Source organism: Clostridia bacterium, assembly GCA_016887505.1.
GTDB lineage: Bacteria > Bacillota > TC1 > TC1 > UBA5767 > UBA5767.
Genome location: CP069393.1, coordinates 399,544 through 413,149, shown reverse-complemented (window position 1 = coordinate 413,149; position 13,606 = coordinate 399,544). Strand labels below are relative to the sequence as shown.

Annotated in this window: 31 protein-coding genes; 3 read left to right on the top strand and 28 right to left on the bottom strand. The window is 40.4% G+C overall.

What is annotated here, in order from left to right:
* The 25 genes from JR334_01985 to JR334_01865 form a co-directional block, all read right to left on the bottom strand.
* Positions 1–1,686 carry a terminase large subunit gene (locus tag JR334_01985; GenBank protein ID QRN86027.1) on the bottom strand — a complete coding sequence of 562 codons (1,686 nt, stop codon included), beginning with the start codon at positions 1,684–1,686 and terminating at the stop codon, positions 1–3.
* Complete coding sequence (locus JR334_01980) at positions 1,679–1,996, bottom strand: hypothetical protein (protein QRN86026.1); 318 nt, start codon at positions 1,994–1,996, stop codon at positions 1,679–1,681. The genes JR334_01985 and JR334_01980 overlap by 8 nt, the downstream gene beginning before the upstream one ends.
* Before the next feature lie 130 nt (positions 1,997–2,126).
* Positions 2,127–2,678, bottom strand: a complete 552-nt coding sequence (locus JR334_01975; protein ID QRN86025.1) for an HNH endonuclease — start codon at positions 2,676–2,678, stop codon at positions 2,127–2,129.
* 107 nt (positions 2,679–2,785) lie between these two features.
* Entirely contained in the window at positions 2,786–3,232 is a 447-nt protein-coding gene (locus JR334_01970) for a hypothetical protein (GenBank protein ID QRN86024.1), read from the bottom strand.
* A 118-nt stretch (positions 3,233–3,350) separates the two neighbouring features.
* Positions 3,351–3,803 (bottom strand): hypothetical protein, encoded by a 453-nt coding sequence (locus JR334_01965; GenBank protein QRN86023.1) that lies wholly within the window; start codon positions 3,801–3,803, stop codon positions 3,351–3,353.
* A gap of 4 nt (positions 3,804–3,807) precedes the next feature.
* On the bottom strand, positions 3,808–4,095 hold the full coding sequence (locus tag JR334_01960) for a hypothetical protein (GenBank protein ID QRN86022.1): 288 nt from the start codon (positions 4,093–4,095) through the stop codon (positions 3,808–3,810).
* Complete coding sequence (locus JR334_01955) at positions 4,092–4,370, bottom strand: hypothetical protein (GenBank protein QRN86021.1); 279 nt, start codon at positions 4,368–4,370, stop codon at positions 4,092–4,094. The genes JR334_01960 and JR334_01955 overlap by 4 nt, the downstream gene beginning before the upstream one ends.
* Positions 4,371–4,587: 217 nt before the next feature.
* Positions 4,588–4,869, bottom strand: coding sequence for a hypothetical protein (locus JR334_01950; GenBank protein ID QRN86020.1), 282 nt, complete (start codon positions 4,867–4,869; stop codon positions 4,588–4,590).
* A 2-nt stretch (positions 4,870–4,871) separates the two neighbouring features.
* On the bottom strand, positions 4,872–5,225 hold the full coding sequence (locus tag JR334_01945) for a hypothetical protein (protein ID QRN86019.1): 354 nt from the start codon (positions 5,223–5,225) through the stop codon (positions 4,872–4,874).
* Positions 5,226–5,284: 59 nt separating this feature from the next.
* Positions 5,285–5,689 (bottom strand): single-stranded DNA-binding protein, encoded by a 405-nt coding sequence (locus tag JR334_01940; protein ID QRN86018.1) that lies wholly within the window; start codon positions 5,687–5,689, stop codon positions 5,285–5,287.
* Positions 5,682–5,888: a hypothetical protein gene (locus JR334_01935; GenBank protein ID QRN86017.1), complete on the bottom strand. Its 207-nt coding sequence runs from the start codon at positions 5,886–5,888 to the stop codon at positions 5,682–5,684. The genes JR334_01940 and JR334_01935 overlap by 8 nt, the downstream gene beginning before the upstream one ends.
* A complete protein-coding gene (locus JR334_01930) occupies positions 5,885–6,184 on the bottom strand; it encodes a single-stranded DNA-binding protein (GenBank protein ID QRN86016.1) in 300 nt (99 codons plus the stop codon). The genes JR334_01935 and JR334_01930 overlap by 4 nt, the downstream gene beginning before the upstream one ends.
* Positions 6,184–6,459 carry an HNH endonuclease gene (locus tag JR334_01925; protein ID QRN86015.1) on the bottom strand — a complete coding sequence of 92 codons (276 nt, stop codon included), beginning with the start codon at positions 6,457–6,459 and terminating at the stop codon, positions 6,184–6,186. Before JR334_01925 ends, JR334_01930 begins: the two co-directional genes overlap by 1 nt.
* Entirely contained in the window at positions 6,456–7,046 is a 591-nt protein-coding gene (locus JR334_01920) for an HNH endonuclease (GenBank protein QRN86014.1), read from the bottom strand. The genes JR334_01925 and JR334_01920 overlap by 4 nt, the downstream gene beginning before the upstream one ends.
* On the bottom strand, positions 7,047–7,277 hold the full coding sequence (locus tag JR334_01915) for a hypothetical protein (GenBank protein ID QRN86013.1): 231 nt from the start codon (positions 7,275–7,277) through the stop codon (positions 7,047–7,049).
* A 343-nt stretch (positions 7,278–7,620) separates the two neighbouring features.
* On the bottom strand, positions 7,621–7,857 hold the full coding sequence (locus JR334_01910) for a hypothetical protein (GenBank protein QRN86012.1): 237 nt from the start codon (positions 7,855–7,857) through the stop codon (positions 7,621–7,623).
* On the bottom strand, positions 7,835–8,281 hold the full coding sequence (locus JR334_01905) for a hypothetical protein (protein ID QRN86011.1): 447 nt from the start codon (positions 8,279–8,281) through the stop codon (positions 7,835–7,837). Before JR334_01905 ends, JR334_01910 begins: the two co-directional genes overlap by 23 nt.
* Entirely contained in the window at positions 8,278–8,595 is a 318-nt protein-coding gene (locus JR334_01900; GenBank protein ID QRN86010.1) for an HTH domain-containing protein, read from the bottom strand. The genes JR334_01905 and JR334_01900 overlap by 4 nt, the downstream gene beginning before the upstream one ends.
* Before the next feature lie 4 nt (positions 8,596–8,599).
* A complete protein-coding gene (locus JR334_01895; GenBank protein ID QRN86834.1) occupies positions 8,600–8,968 on the bottom strand; it encodes a RusA family crossover junction endodeoxyribonuclease in 369 nt (122 codons plus the stop codon).
* 135 nt (positions 8,969–9,103) lie between these two features.
* Positions 9,104–9,697 (bottom strand): conserved phage C-terminal domain-containing protein, encoded by a 594-nt coding sequence (locus JR334_01890; GenBank protein ID QRN86833.1) that lies wholly within the window; start codon positions 9,695–9,697, stop codon positions 9,104–9,106.
* Between the two features lie 244 nt (positions 9,698–9,941).
* Positions 9,942–10,133, bottom strand: a complete 192-nt coding sequence (locus JR334_01885) for a hypothetical protein (GenBank protein QRN86009.1) — start codon at positions 10,131–10,133, stop codon at positions 9,942–9,944.
* Entirely contained in the window at positions 10,133–10,441 is a 309-nt protein-coding gene (locus JR334_01880; protein QRN86008.1) for a hypothetical protein, read from the bottom strand. The genes JR334_01885 and JR334_01880 overlap by 1 nt, the downstream gene beginning before the upstream one ends.
* 137 nt (positions 10,442–10,578) lie before the next feature.
* A complete protein-coding gene (locus tag JR334_01875) occupies positions 10,579–10,881 on the bottom strand; it encodes a hypothetical protein (GenBank protein ID QRN86007.1) in 303 nt (100 codons plus the stop codon).
* On the bottom strand, positions 10,878–11,072 hold the full coding sequence (locus JR334_01870; GenBank protein QRN86006.1) for a hypothetical protein: 195 nt from the start codon (positions 11,070–11,072) through the stop codon (positions 10,878–10,880). The genes JR334_01875 and JR334_01870 overlap by 4 nt, the downstream gene beginning before the upstream one ends.
* 91 nt (positions 11,073–11,163) lie before the next feature.
* On the bottom strand, positions 11,164–11,361 hold the full coding sequence (locus tag JR334_01865) for a helix-turn-helix transcriptional regulator (protein QRN86005.1): 198 nt from the start codon (positions 11,359–11,361) through the stop codon (positions 11,164–11,166).
* 84 nt (positions 11,362–11,445) lie between these two features.
* Here JR334_01865 and JR334_01860 point away from each other — a divergent pair, with 84 nt between their 5' ends.
* Positions 11,446–11,658, top strand: a complete 213-nt coding sequence (locus JR334_01860) for a hypothetical protein (protein QRN86004.1) — start codon at positions 11,446–11,448, stop codon at positions 11,656–11,658.
* 36 nt (positions 11,659–11,694) lie between these two features.
* Here the strand turns inward: JR334_01860 and JR334_01855 are convergent, their stop codons facing one another.
* The 3 genes from JR334_01855 to JR334_01845 form a co-directional block, all read right to left on the bottom strand.
* Positions 11,695–11,892 (bottom strand): hypothetical protein, encoded by a 198-nt coding sequence (locus JR334_01855; protein QRN86003.1) that lies wholly within the window; start codon positions 11,890–11,892, stop codon positions 11,695–11,697.
* 257 nt (positions 11,893–12,149) lie between these two features.
* On the bottom strand, positions 12,150–12,380 hold the full coding sequence (locus tag JR334_01850; protein ID QRN86002.1) for a helix-turn-helix domain-containing protein: 231 nt from the start codon (positions 12,378–12,380) through the stop codon (positions 12,150–12,152).
* Positions 12,381–12,398: 18 nt separating this feature from the next.
* On the bottom strand, positions 12,399–12,620 hold the full coding sequence (locus JR334_01845) for a helix-turn-helix transcriptional regulator (GenBank protein QRN86001.1): 222 nt from the start codon (positions 12,618–12,620) through the stop codon (positions 12,399–12,401).
* A 152-nt stretch (positions 12,621–12,772) separates the two neighbouring features.
* Here JR334_01845 and JR334_01840 point away from each other — a divergent pair, with 152 nt between their 5' ends.
* On the top strand, positions 12,773–13,135 hold the full coding sequence (locus JR334_01840) for a helix-turn-helix transcriptional regulator (protein QRN86000.1): 363 nt from the start codon (positions 12,773–12,775) through the stop codon (positions 13,133–13,135).
* Between the two features lie 3 nt (positions 13,136–13,138).
* On the top strand, positions 13,139–13,603 hold the full coding sequence (locus JR334_01835) for an ImmA/IrrE family metallo-endopeptidase (GenBank protein ID QRN85999.1): 465 nt from the start codon (positions 13,139–13,141) through the stop codon (positions 13,601–13,603).
* Positions 13,604–13,606: the final 3 nt, after the last annotated feature.

The following is a 13,606-nucleotide window of genomic DNA, read 5'->3' as shown; positions in this document are numbered from 1 at the left end:
TTACATTAGAGCCATAAACTCAGAGCGAAACCACTCAAAAGTTGCATAGGCAATCACCTTGCTCGCTGTTCCGTCTATTCGTCTAGTCGTTTTTATTTTCGCGGGCATAATGCGCCCTACCTTATCAATCACGAGGCCGGTGTTACTAAAACACCAGGCACAGATTGGATTATTTTGGTAGTTTACACGCCGGTCTCGCATGTCAGCCTCAAGCGTTCTCATTGGATTATTAAGGACTTTTGGCTCCTGGGGAACATTGAGCGCCACCTTTTCTCCAAATAACTCAATATATCTGTTTTGGAAATCTTTCGCGAACCGGTTATCGTATCCGCTGCGGAATGGTTTCAGATCGTATTCTTCCATGAGTTGGAAGTGCCAGTCAGCAATATCAGCCGTGGACACCGCGTTGCCTTTCACTATTGTCAACCATCCATCACGTTCCCATTGCCTATAATCTACATCGTCCGGACTATCCTTCAACTTGCTTTCTGGAATCCAGTATCTAGTATGCAAGTATGTCCTGGTGTCACCTGCCTTTTTCAGCAGAATAGTTGATGCACACAAGTCGGTTGTTTCGGCAAAGTCATTGCCCGATATATAAAAAGCTCCAGCAAAGTCGGTAAGGTCGAAAGTCTCCACGTTCACAATATCGCTAGCGTCAAGCCATGCTTGAGCATGTGATTGTTTGATATTAAAATCCTTAGCCAACATGTATGCCTTTGTTGCGCTGTCGGTTTTGGCATCCTCAATCATGCCATCAAGATAATGCCATTTTTTAGCCACTCCAAGATTTGGGTTGCTTTTTACCCATGACGACCGGTCTTGCCAAACCTCTTGTATGCTGTCCTGCGTGTACAACCAGACCAACCACCTAGGATTGACCAGTTCGCCCTTTATAAGTTCCCTGGCTCGGACGAGTAGTTTGTCCAGGTAGCCGTCTTCGGTGAATCCCTCCGTCGTTATTTCATCGATCATGGATTCGTCTTTTGTCGAGGTAGATTGTACTATAGGAGCCACTAGACTGTTGTCCTTCATTTCATGGACTTCATCAATGATAGCCTTATCGACGTTCTTACCTTCTTTTGCTCCAGTCTTTGCTGACAGCTTTTTGACCTTGGCCTTGTTTTGGTAGCTGTATTTTCCTTTTTTTCGTTTTTGCTTCGGGTTGCCCATGAAGATTCCTTTGATGTTCTTACGGCTGACTTTTTCTAACCTGGGGCTCTCTTCTCTCATGTTGTTCATTTCTTCAAAGATGAGTCCAGCTTGCTCGTAGTCGTTTGAGGCACACAAGACATTCGTTCCGGTATTACCGCAAAAAAACTCAGCCAAGCCATCAGCTGAACACATTGTTGTCTTGCCATTCTTGCGCCCAATCACCAGCAGCGTCCTATTGAACCGTCGCACCCATTTGTCGTCAATGAGCATATAAAAAGCGTACTTGGATTCCAGGTACGCTTTTTGCCATAACTCCAGGATAAAGGGGTCGCCTGCATATGGAGATATGCTGTGTTTACACTCTTTTTCTATGAATTTAATCCTCTTGTGAGCCTCTGTCGCGTCATATTTATACTCAGGTTTCGACATGTCAGCAATGAGGATATCCAACATCATCCACAATTCCTTGCCGATAATGATTTCACCTTTTTTGCACTTATCGTAGTATTCCAGTAGATAACTGTTATTCATAATCGGATAGGCCGTCATCATCATCCACCACTTCCGAGGCAAGGTACTTCATCAGCTTATCCATAATGTTCGTAAGCGTGGCTGCGTGCTTAGCAATCTCTCCAGATACCGGTAATGATTTCTGAATCTGCGGATTATCCGGATGACACTTCACTAGACCGGTTTCAATGGCCTGCTCATTAAGCTTTTTAAGATATATACTTTCGTAGGCTGCCTGCTCGATCAATGCATCAAGTGCCTGAATCTTATTATCATCAGCTGCAGGAAATACCTTCTTCAACCTATCAATCTCTTTTGATAACTTGGACATTTTGATTTTCTCACCCACTTTCGCGTTATTTTCAAAATCTAAAAATGAAAAGTCAAAACTACAGCGTGTGTCATAAAATAGAGTGCTCACAGTATGGCTAATATTCATATTCAGAATCAGGGCGGGGGGACTATATTGTGTACTTATCCCACCATTCATTGATGTAATCAACCCATCTTGCAGGTCTGCCAGCTGGCTCCACCCTCGTCAGGCATTCACCCAGCGTGCTCTCGCAATAAATCAACTCTGCACCCAGCTCTTGTGCTATTCGTTCTCGTTCGTACTTCTCAGGATAGCCACCAATCACATAGGCCGTGTACCAGTTTCCGTATCTCATTTTAATCTGGTCCAGCAGCTCGTCTCTTAGTTTAAATATATTGAATCGCACGTTGTCAGGTTTGACACATCCAGTCTGGTAGGTGATCGCTTGCCATATCTCGTCCAGATCTAGAACTATATCACCATGTCGCATCAGTTCCTTAACCAGCGATGTCTTGCCACTTAGTGGGCTACCGTAAACGATATATACCTGTTGCTTACCTCCAAACCTAGCATGTTCAAGGTTATGGCACTTATGGCATATAATCTCTATGTTATTCGGGTTGAGCGATATATCCGGATTATTAATATTGTCTTCTGTAAGTTCAATGATATGGTGACCTATGAGTTGTCCAAAGTCCATGATTGTTTCGTTACAGCGATTGCACTTACCTTCCGCTGCTACTTTTAAGTTGTATGCAAGGTCCCTCCACGCTTTGCTTGTATAAAACTTATGGCGCTTATCCATACTTAGAAAACCTTCAGCCTTTCCATTTCTTTTTTGAATTCTAATAGCTCACGCTCGATATCTAATTTTTGTGGATTATCACACCAGTTTTTCTTATCCTTGTTCTTTAAAATTATATTACAGGCGGCTACATCCGGCGGTTGATACTTTTCTGTTTTTTCGGTATAACGCGTTACTCCGTCTTTATCTTCTTTGATGTAGGTCTTACTCTCTTCATACTTAAAGCCTCGTGCTCTTTTAGCAAGCGCGTTTTCTATTTCTGCCAAAAATGGTTCTCTTCCCCTTTTTAAGGAGTCCGAAAAGTCCGAGTGCTCCTTCTTGTATAACTCCAAAGTGCTTTTACTAATTCCGAGATTTGTAGCTATTTGTTTCTCATCTAATCCATCTCTAGCCCACTTCTCAACCAGTGTTAGTTTATCTTTGACCCGCGGCCATTTCGATTTTGCCATATACCACGCACCTCCACCAGCCCATAAAAAAGAACCAAGCTATATATAGTACTCGGTTCTTTAACTCATTATCCACACTACTATCTTATATCAAATAAAGTGCAATATAGTGTAATGCTCAAATTCCCATTTCTATTGTCGCTTTAATCATTTTCTCTATTGCAGTATCTCGGATATTAAAGCATTGGCGTCTAGCATAATGTGTATTGCTAGCCACCATCCACCATTTGTATTTTTTAAAGTATCGCAACTCAATGATTTTCTTTTCTTCGACCGTCAAAACATCGAGCAACAACTCGACCAGCGCTCTTTTTCGGAATATACCACGTTGGCGTTTTTCAATCCTATCAATATCCTTTTTGTATTCCTCTAATATCTTAGCAGCCTTTTGATATGTTGGATCACTCGTTGTTGAGGTATTGCCAGGCATACCGCTAATGATAGTCGCTTTAATGCCTCTCTCGCAGTCAATTGCTTCGGCAAGTAGCTGCATTTCTTCTACGCACTCTCTAATTTCATCCTCGACATACGTATGATTGTTTAAGAGCTTAGAAATTTCAGCTTTCGTCATGTTCTCATCCTTTCCATACTACAGGTATGCCAAGTTGATTAGCCACTTGCTTTTCTAGATTACACCCCTCGCTATCCCCATACATCCACATCTCATCTACTATACCTACCAACTCCATACACGCCGATAGTATTGGTTGACGGTATGTATCATCAGCAAAGCTAAACATATGCAATGGGCTGATTGGTAAACCCTCACCGTTCTCTAGTATTTCTTTGCAAATACTATCTACCTTACGTTTACTTTCTTCCGGGTCCTTAGCATATGGGTGACTTATATAAATACGTTTCATTTATCTTTTCCCTCGTAATATCCATTATCAATACGATTCAAAGTCCTGTATACTTTCTCAGTCATTATGCACAGTGTGTCTTGTTTGTTTAATTTGTATGCATAAGCAAATTGATTAATCATATTCATCACATCTGCGCATTCCTCTGTTTGCTCTTTTTTAGTTCCACTTTCAATAGCTGCAATAAATTCTTCTACTTCTTCACGTAGTTTCATTATTTGTGTTTTTTCCCCAAACGTATTGAATATTTTCATGTAACTCTTATCTAAGCTCATCTATAACGTCCTCCGCTCCTATGAATAAACTCTGGCGATGATTGTTGTTCTGATCTATGCTTCTTTTTTTTAGCCTTAAAATATTCCACTACAGCATTATACTTCTCGCAAGTATCATGACATCCTACATATCGTTTTGTACAACCCTTACATGGCTGTGTATTCACTTTTATAGTCACCCCCGTCCCTCAGGTACCCTCCGGATGAATATAGTCCCTCAGGCACTTTTTATTTTTCTGTTGCGATATGTCTGCATTCTCTTAATCATAGCGCTCCTCTTGATACCGTATACCTCTCCAAGCTCTGGCCATGTCAACCCTTGCCCTTTGAGTCTTATGACATCCTCACAGTCCTGATCGGTCCATGCCTCCCTCAGGTGCCCGCCGCGCTTAGGCCTTGGTCCTTTCTCATACACCATGAAGGCTACCTCAACTGTCAGAAATCTTGGTGACAGAATTGCTACAGCTAGTGCTGCATAGTTTTCCATTATGCCATCCACTATTATTCCTCCTCGTCCCTCAGCGCTTTCTTTAATCTCCGGACCTTACTTACCAATGTCGATTCGTGCATTCGGTAATATGCAGCTATCTCTTTCCATGTTATGTTTTTCTTTCTCATCTTAAGTACTGTCTCTAGTTCCCCATCCGACCAGGTTCTTCTTTCTCTCTTTTTGGGTTTTCTTTTTATTATCTCAGTATTTCTTTTCCCCCTCTTTACTATCCGGCCGGTTTCATCTCTCCATCTAGGTGGTAGCTTACCTCCTGCATCAATGACCTGAGGGACTGTGTTGAAAGTCTTTCCGCTTTCATAGTTGGTTCTCATTATCACATTTGCCTTATCGTTCCAGTTGCTCATTTATTCCTCCTTTGAGTCCTGAGGGATATACTCTTGATTCCTGAGGGACGAGGTCCTCTCTAAAACGGTAGTCCATCATCACTAAAATCTTCCGGATTAATCGTTGCTCCTTCTGAAGTAGATAAATCATCCTTCACGTTGCTTTTATTCCCTTTAGGACCACAGAATGTCATTTCCCTAGCCACTACATCCACGCTCTTACGCTCTACAAGATCACTACCTGTGTAATTGTTGATATGGCAGCTACCGGTGATACCTATTTGCTGGCCTTTTCCACAGTGCTTAGCAATGGTCTCTCCCAGCTTTCCCCAGGCTGTCACTCGAAAGAAATCAGCCGTTGGCTTTCCGTCCACTTTTTTTACCCTATCAACCGCTAAGCTGAAATTTGTCACCGCTTTACCGTTTTGTGTGTAGTTCATTTGTGGATCACGTGTTAAGCGTCCAATTAAGCTTATATTATTCATTGTGTTCTTCCTCCATAAATTCATCCATTGCCTTCAACGACGTAGCACTTGGCACAAACTCAAACCTGCCATTTGGTGTAATCACTTCTAGCGAGTGGCCGTCATCGCCCTCGTTGCGATAATTTACAAGGGCAAAGCTTGGTGATTGCATTAGCTTAGATATTATCGCTAGTGATTTCATCCTGAATACGTTTATCATTTCTGCTGACCATTGGCGATGTACCGCACATTGTCCGCAAGAACATTTGGATATTCGTTCGTGAATTCTAGCCGACCCTCGACAATCACTAGTGCGTGCTCTGTGAGATACTTTAAATCATTCTCAGCCTGTTTGGAGCTCGATATGATTCTGAATGTATCTGACTCAGGGTCTCCTTCTCTGTGGTACATTCTTTTTACCTCTAGCTTATAGATAGCTCTTTTCTTTTTATCGTTCCCTATTCGTTCTTCCGGATTCGTGATTAGGTTACCAGTCAGTATAATTCGGTTATACATCAGAGGACACCTCGCTTTCTCAGTATTAATTCATCTACCTTGTTGCCGTATCGTTCCCTGCTCCAATCTTCCATGCTTACCCTGAATGTTCTGTCCTTGTGGGCTCGTCTATGGCATTCATCGCAAAGGCAAATCATATTGTAAGGCTCATTTACACGTTTACCGCCCATACCGGCAGGTACTATGTGATGCACGTCCGTTGCTCTCTTGCCACATAGCTGGCAGATGCGCTGGTCCCTTTCTATGACTAACTTATTCGCTTTGGTTAAGTTCATTTATTCACCTTAATTTCTTTCTCTATTTCGTAAGTTCTGTTAATCACCTTAGCAATTTTGATTCCTGTCTTAGTTAGATCAGTGTCTTCTTTGAATAATCCTTTACGGTTCATTGTCAGTAGTACCATTCTAGGTACTGCCACTAAATTATCAATGTTCACGTTCAGGTGATTGCCATCTGTAAAAATTACAACATATCCCTCAGGTATTTTTCCGTTATGTTCCTGGTATATTAGCTTATGTGTGAATTTCCATTTATTAGGCTCTGCCACTTTTGTTCTTAAATATCCATCCGTTGAGAGTACTTCGGAACCAATAGGTAAATGATTGTGTGGCATTTTTCCTTTTTTAAATTGCGTAGCTATGGATTGTTTATGTTTTGGCACTTTCTTTCCCTTGTTGGCAGGAACACTGCCTTTTGGATATCGGCAATCTATCCCACTTTTTAACTTGTGATTTTTTTTATATGCTCTTGCTTGATTTACCGACCAACTTTCTCCAAATCGTTCGTTGAACATTCTTACTAAATCAGATGCCAAGACGCCCTTTACATTTGCTCTTATCCATTCGTGTTGTTCTCTATTCATTTATCCCTCCAACATTTTTGGAGTTTCCTTATCGATATCCATTCTGTTGTCATTGAATTTTCTAGCATCCAGTATTAGTTTCCCGTTATTTACAATTTGAGTAGCTACCGTACACACTGCTTTGGCTCTAGTTATCTCACCTTGCAAGCTGTCTCCTTCTAATTCATCGTCGTTTAGACGTTCTATCTGCTCGAATAGGTAGTTGTTTAAATCGCCTAATGTGTTTCGCATAATTCCTCCTCCTCGTCTTTTACTGGTGTTTCCTCACCAAATATGTCACGCTGATAACCTATGACGTTAGCCTCTTCAGTCACGCCCTCACCTTCTCCCACTCGCATGTTTCAGCGTCTATGCTTACACATTTCATTTTTATGTCGAATGATCCTCGATGAACTCCTATCACAGTGCCAGGTGCTAAATCAGTCTTGGCCAGCTTTTCAAAAAACTCTGCGTCCCTCAGACACTTATTGCTTAACGTGTATTGAGTTCTTGCATGTGGTAGTCCCATATTGAGCGTGTGATGCAATTGTAGGTGGTTTTGGATTGTTGTTTGGCTATTCATTGACGGCCTCCTTTACCTTGGCATTTCGAGCAATACTTCATCCAGTTTTCTGATTGACTTATCATAGTGGCCGGATTCGTATGCACTCATAGACTTGTAGTCCATTTGCCGATATATGTCATTCAAAATCATTTCCTGCTCCAACAGGGCCTTTGCTTTGTCAATGTAGTCCAAAGCCATTTCCTTTCTATCGCATGGTTTTAATAGACGTGTTCCATATAAAAATTTATTTCGCTCTTCTGCATTCATCTTGTACTTCCTCCGGGATATAAATTCTCGTAAAGTGGGTGCACCAGTCAGGTATTGTTGGTTTGCCGTGCCGATCAAACGTTATCGGACTTCCTAAATACGGAGGTTCTTCAATCGGAAAATGCCACCACAAGCAATCACCATCTTCTTCTGTCCATTCATCTGCCGGTAAAGCCACAATACCAAGTTTTCCGGCAGTATAGGTTGGGCTGTTTCCAGATACCAATGTTATTGTTCCGCAATTTCGGCATCTCACCATGTAGAGGCGTTCCTCACAGTAGGATGATTCCAATTCATATCCACACCTTGAGCACCTAACTCCCGTTTCTCTCCAACCGTTTGCCCTTTTATCTGCGCTAAAATTGAACACCCTATGCGCACTCTTATCGAGTTCTGACGCTCCTGCTATTTTATTGTTATTCATTTTGATACCTCGTCAAACTCCCATTCATATGCAGTCTGTTTAACATGTGCCAGGCTAGTCTCCGACGATTCAATTCTAGATCCATATTCTCTTTCCCCAAATCGCAAATATTCGTCTGCACTCTTGGCCAGCCAGTAGCCTCTCTTACCGCTTGCACTACTGCTACAAATTGGCATATGGTCATTGTCTCTCAAGTCATGGATGGCTAACCGAATCATGCGGTCAGACACATCTAAGTAAGCTTCGAGTTCTTTACGGGTCCACGTCTTACCGCTTATCAGTAATTTTTTAATTCTATTCTTCAATTCATTCATGTTTTCAATCCTCTATTCTTGTAATCTCGATTTCAACTCTTGGATTTTCTTTGTCGTATCGTACCCGGCTGCCGTCCATAGCTACGATAATTTTTGAATCGTCGTCCTTGATAACCTTGTGATGTACCAGGACATCACATATGGCACTGTTGAGGTTGGTGAGGTCCACCTTTCTCCGTGTCCGCATGTAATACGTGCACTTGAGGTTTACTGGCTCATCGATAAACAATGACTTTAGGTGCCAGCCACAATCTCTCTGGTATTGGGCGTATGCTTTCGATGGTGCCACGAATGGTTTGCCTGTCCTCCGGTTCCTCAGGATCTGCGAGCTGTTCTTCTTGGTGCGGGGATCACCTGGTATCGTAAATCGTATCGGCTCCATCCCTACCACCTCAATTCCAACTGTTTGCCAGTCCTTTTATGTTTTACGTACAAAGTCTCGGCAGTTTTCTTGATAACTTTATATTTTTTAGGTTTTAAGCCATACCACCTTAGAGCTTCTTTTTGTTTAATTCCCATCTTCATCCTCCATCATGTTCACTACCAAGTGGTCATATTTGGAATTTGGTCTTGACATTCGGTTGTTGGGACTGTTATTCAAGTACGATTCGAACTTACTCCCGAATAACGTCTGTGGCCTAAGATAAGCTACCATCTTCTTTTCTGCTTTCCACGCTGCCACTTGGTTGTCTATCACCTGGATGAACTCCTGTTCCTTGAATCCTTCAGCGTACCTTGCTTGGATTAAACGTTTACTAGCTTTCGATGTTGATCTGAATTGTTTGCCTGTTTTTTTGTTTAAGTAATCGATGATTTTTTTGTAAGGAGGAGGAGTCGGGTTTTTCTTGCCCGACAATATCTCTTTATCCTTTACTTTACTTTCCTTTACTTTACTTTGGGTATTCTCGGTATCGGAAACTAGGTTTTCGGTGCGAAAACTCGGCTTGCGTGGGGTTTCCGCATACCTTTTCTTGTAAACATCTGCTATTCCATCCACAAAGTTTTGACTCCAAACTATCTTTTTTTTATCCCATAATTCTTTGTCAATTGCGCCTAAACTTGATAATAAATTTAATACATTTGTGCAGCTCTCGGAGTCCATTATTGTCTTCGCTTGCAAAAATTCCCACACTTCAATTTCGTTCAAATCCAAGTAATGTCCATCGGTATTCCCAAGCATTTCTAACAACTTAAACCAGAAGGCATAACCATCATTTCCATACCTTCGTTCGATGATATATAGAGTTTTTTTATGTACACAAACATGTGGGAAATAGTCCACCGTTTGCTTTCTTGGTCTCGCCATTATTACACCTAGCTTTCCCTATATGGATTCTTTGTTTCGCTCATGATATAATGTCCTTGTTGATTAACGTTTGCTCCTCGTCCGGTGTTCTAGCACCAGAGGGGCTTTCTTTTTTTGTCCAAGCTAGGCATGACTCTTCTAAGTTATTAATCGCTAAACCAGTCATCCTGCATTTACCTAAGTTGTGTGGTCCATTGTCAATTCTGTTATTGCAGTTTTTACATGTATTCATCACTTGATCACCTCGTGTAATCCTGCACCAAAGTTATCATTGTTTTTGTACATTTCTGTGGTTTTAAAATCTTTTTCGGTATACCAAGTTTTACAAGGTAACCACCCATTAGTTGACGGATATTTCTTTAAAAATTTGAGTGCAGCATCTTTTTCATTCAACGCTTCCACGACTACCCAGCCGTCTTTATATGGTTGAGTCTCATAATTAGGGCAAAAAGTGAAGTAAAAAACTGGATTTTTGTAATCTTCTTCTGAGTCATCATTCAGATAATTAATCGCATCTTCTAGTTGTGCGAAGTCTTCCATCCAGGCATCTCCGGTTGTATTGTCAATTGCGATATATCTATCATTAGATATCTCAATAAATCGTCCGCGTGGCTCTCTCGACAAAATTATTTTATGCGCTTCTACGTGCGAAACTAGATTGATACTGTACAAACTGATCATGCTGTTTTTTCCTTTCTGGCCTTCTCTAAGTCAGTAATTTGGCCTTTTTTCCACTGTACATTGTTATACACTTCAGGGCTGAATAATTGCCACGTGTTTAGGCTTTCGAGATATTCCTCTTGTACCGCAATCGGCTGCTCTGTTATAACTACCTCAGCTATCTCTAGCTTTTCCTTGATAGCTTTGTAGCTTTCTTTTCGCATCTTGGGTGGTTCTACTCCGCTTGTCATTTTTTGGACCAATACCGTAATGCAGCCACCAAGTGCCATTGCTAAAAATAAATTAACTAGATCGTTCATTTCAACCTCCCTCTTAACCACGCCAGGCATTCGTCTGCATGTCTAAATTGTTTATCATCTACCTGGCCATTTTTATTATCAACTCCGATAAACATTCCTCTTCTTTTCACGAAGAATACTCCTCGTGGATAACTCGTGTTGCTCATATCCTGGTAGCACTCATCTGACACTTCTTTGATTTTTTCTTGCATGTAATTCCCTCCTTTTAGCAGCAATTTATACAGTATGGATATTCACCATGCTAAATGGTATAGTTAATACATAAGTTATATATTTTATTCATTAGCTAAAGAAAATATCTCCAATATTGATATCTGGAAATGCTCTTTTAAGTTTTTTTAGAAAATTGTAACTCGGTGTTCTAGATCCGTTTTCGATGTCGCTGTAAAAATTCTTTGGAGTACCAAGACGTTCTGTTACTTCACGTTGAGTAATTCCAAGACTTGCTCTGTATTGTTTAAGCTTTTTATTATGTTTCATTATTCACCTCTCATTTTGGATTCTATAAATTTAAGATATCTATTTATCATGCGGATTGCCGTCCCGCAGAAAGGAGGAAATAATATGACTGAATACTACACGAATACCAATAAGGACAAATATGGTAGATATGAAATACACACCGCTACTTGTTCTTACCTACCAAAACCAGAAAATCGCGCACTTATCGGATTGGCTTCTGATTGCCACGATGCAATCAGAAAAGCAAAAGCAAAATGGCCCGGCAATGAATTCGATGGTTGCTACTATTGCAGCCGTCCTTGTCACAAAGGTTAACTTTAATTAATAGGCTGTTTCCGGCAGCCTATTTTTTTATTTCAGGTGACCAGTCACTATTACTGCATCCCGATAATATAAACCCTTTATCTCTGCTACACAGAAGTCGAATTCTTCCATCGTTAGCCCGTCGTCAATCAGCTGTTCTGAGATAGTGTTAATCAACAGTGGTATGTTCTCGTTCTCGTAAAATCGTCTTGGCACTTCCTGCTCAATCTCTGGTGTTATTTTCACAGTCAAGTTACCTATGTTACGTTTTTCCTCATCCATCTTTCTTACCTTTTTCTCTTTCTCCGCCGATTACTGGCGGGCAATCTACATTGCAATAAATTCGTTATTTTCTATGTTGCTTCATGCCTACAATATGTTCATTTCAATTAATTGAAAGATAATATTAATTATCCCCACAACGATTATCGCAATTAGTATTTTATTCATTTCTTCTCTCTTTCCCTTATCACGCAGCCGATGTCCGTCGGTCAGTTATAAAACTATGGCTCTCGTTGATTAGATAACCTGCTTCCATCCAAGTCCTTAACATTCTCTGGATCGGTTAAATCCATGCCCTGGCTCTCTTTGACAAACCGTTCCAATTCATAATCTGGAATCTTAATTCTGCCAAGTTTTAAAGCAACAATATGCTTTGATTTAATCAGCGCATATACCATATGTGGATTGGTTTTTAACTTAGTTGCTGCTTCTTTTACTGTGTAAAGTTCCAAGCTTTTTCCTCCTGCATGTTATTCTTTATCGTCTTCTTCATTTACACTATTTATTAAAATAAAATCATTTGGTTCTTTGCCTAGAGCTTTGCAAATATCGGCAATATCCTCAGCAAGTATTTTTCTATTACCGTTCATCATTGCGCTGAATTGTTGTTCTGAAAAACCTGCTTTTTCTGCTACTGCCTTTTGTTTAATTCCTTGGTCTTTTAGATATTTTGATATTCTCTTAAATACCAATGAGCTCACCCCCTTCCGTGTACAGTTATTCTGTATGTTGTTATATTATCACAGCATATCTGTGTTTTCAATAGTTAAATCTAGTATTTCTGTATTTTCTATTTACAAATATACAGAATTTCAATACAATACATACACAAGGGGGAAATAAAATGGATAGGATTAAGGAAGTTTACAATCGAAAGGAATCTACAAAGAGCAGTAGTATAGGAGAAAACATTCGTACAGCTAGAAAAAGAAAAGGCTTAAACCAAAAGGAACTAGCTGATAAACTTGGCCGTACAAAAAACGTAATTTCAAATTGGGAAAGAGGAGACAATCAGCCAGATGTAGAAATGATTGCTAGGTTGTGTAGCATTCTAGATGTTACGCCTAATTGGTTGTTGTCATGGAACACCGAGCCTGAAACAATCGATACTATAGCTGCTCATAATAGTGGAATAACCTTGACACAAGAAGAACAGGAAAAAGTTAGAGAGTTTGCAAAATTTCTTAAATCCCAAAGAAAAGGATAAGCAATGACACTACACGAATTATTACTTGAAGAAGCGGCACAAAATAGTATTGATGTAGTTAATTATGATATCCCCGTAAGCGCATTAAAGGGTCTGTACTGTGATGGAATGATTATATTGGACAATTCCCTTGAAACCGAAAAAGAAAAGACTTGCGTGCTTGCTGAGGAACTAGGACATCACTATTTTACTGTGGGGGATATCTTAAATGAGTCTCCAATTGTAAATGCTAAACAAGAAAAGCTGGCCCGTTGTTGGGCCTATGAGCGAATTGTGCCCATTGGGAGTTTTATTGAAGCATACGAAATACAGCCCGCCAGCTGTGTGGATTTTTCAGAATATTTAGGTGTTACGGAGGATTTTTTAAAACAAGCCATTAAGCATTATGCTGTAAAGTATGGCAATAGGCTGGAGCTAAATGAATATGTTATTATATTCTCCCCTTTAGGGGTTATGAAGAGGGTGTGATGA

Bases quoted from the DNA above. Each gene is read 5' to 3' on its own strand.
- JR334_01985 (QRN86027.1), bottom strand. From the start codon at position 1,686: ATGAATAACAGTTATCTACTGGAATACTACGATAAGTGCAAAAAAGGT.
- JR334_01980 (QRN86026.1), bottom strand. From the start codon at position 1,996: ATGTCCAAGTTATCAAAAGAGATTGATAGGTTGAAGAAGGTATTTCCT.
- JR334_01975 (QRN86025.1), bottom strand. From the start codon at position 2,678: ATGGACTTTGGACAACTCATAGGTCACCATATCATTGAACTTACAGAA.
- JR334_01970 (QRN86024.1), bottom strand. From the start codon at position 3,232: ATGGCAAAATCGAAATGGCCGCGGGTCAAAGATAAACTAACACTGGTT.
- JR334_01965 (QRN86023.1), bottom strand. From the start codon at position 3,803: ATGACGAAAGCTGAAATTTCTAAGCTCTTAAACAATCATACGTATGTC.
- JR334_01960 (QRN86022.1), bottom strand. From the start codon at position 4,095: ATGAAACGTATTTATATAAGTCACCCATATGCTAAGGACCCGGAAGAA.
- JR334_01955 (QRN86021.1), bottom strand. From the start codon at position 4,370: ATGAGCTTAGATAAGAGTTACATGAAAATATTCAATACGTTTGGGGAA.
- JR334_01945 (QRN86019.1), bottom strand. From the start codon at position 5,225: ATGAGCAACTGGAACGATAAGGCAAATGTGATAATGAGAACCAACTAT.
- JR334_01940 (QRN86018.1), bottom strand. From the start codon at position 5,689: ATGAATAATATAAGCTTAATTGGACGCTTAACACGTGATCCACAAATG.
- JR334_01935 (QRN86017.1), bottom strand. From the start codon at position 5,888: ATGATAAACGTATTCAGGATGAAATCACTAGCGATAATATCTAAGCTA.
- JR334_01930 (QRN86016.1), bottom strand. From the start codon at position 6,184: ATGTATAACCGAATTATACTGACTGGTAACCTAATCACGAATCCGGAA.
- JR334_01925 (QRN86015.1), bottom strand. From the start codon at position 6,459: ATGAACTTAACCAAAGCGAATAAGTTAGTCATAGAAAGGGACCAGCGC.
- JR334_01920 (QRN86014.1), bottom strand. From the start codon at position 7,046: ATGAATAGAGAACAACACGAATGGATAAGAGCAAATGTAAAGGGCGTC.
- JR334_01915 (QRN86013.1), bottom strand. From the start codon at position 7,277: ATGCGAAACACATTAGGCGATTTAAACAACTACCTATTCGAGCAGATA.
- JR334_01910 (QRN86012.1), bottom strand. From the start codon at position 7,857: ATGAATGCAGAAGAGCGAAATAAATTTTTATATGGAACACGTCTATTA.
- JR334_01905 (QRN86011.1), bottom strand. From the start codon at position 8,281: ATGAATAACAATAAAATAGCAGGAGCGTCAGAACTCGATAAGAGTGCG.
- JR334_01900 (QRN86010.1), bottom strand. From the start codon at position 8,595: ATGAATGAATTGAAGAATAGAATTAAAAAATTACTGATAAGCGGTAAG.
- JR334_01890 (QRN86833.1), bottom strand. From the start codon at position 9,697: ATGGACTCCGAGAGCTGCACAAATGTATTAAATTTATTATCAAGTTTA.
- JR334_01885 (QRN86009.1), bottom strand. From the start codon at position 10,133: ATGAATACATGTAAAAACTGCAATAACAGAATTGACAATGGACCACAC.
- JR334_01880 (QRN86008.1), bottom strand. From the start codon at position 10,441: ATGGAAGACTTCGCACAACTAGAAGATGCGATTAATTATCTGAATGAT.
- JR334_01875 (QRN86007.1), bottom strand. From the start codon at position 10,881: ATGAACGATCTAGTTAATTTATTTTTAGCAATGGCACTTGGTGGCTGC.
- JR334_01870 (QRN86006.1), bottom strand. From the start codon at position 11,072: ATGCAAGAAAAAATCAAAGAAGTGTCAGATGAGTGCTACCAGGATATG.
- JR334_01865 (QRN86005.1), bottom strand. From the start codon at position 11,361: ATGAAACATAATAAAAAGCTTAAACAATACAGAGCAAGTCTTGGAATT.
- JR334_01860 (QRN86004.1), top strand. From the start codon at position 11,446: ATGACTGAATACTACACGAATACCAATAAGGACAAATATGGTAGATAT.
- JR334_01840 (QRN86000.1), top strand. From the start codon at position 12,773: ATGGATAGGATTAAGGAAGTTTACAATCGAAAGGAATCTACAAAGAGC.
- JR334_01835 (QRN85999.1), top strand. From the start codon at position 13,139: ATGACACTACACGAATTATTACTTGAAGAAGCGGCACAAAATAGTATT.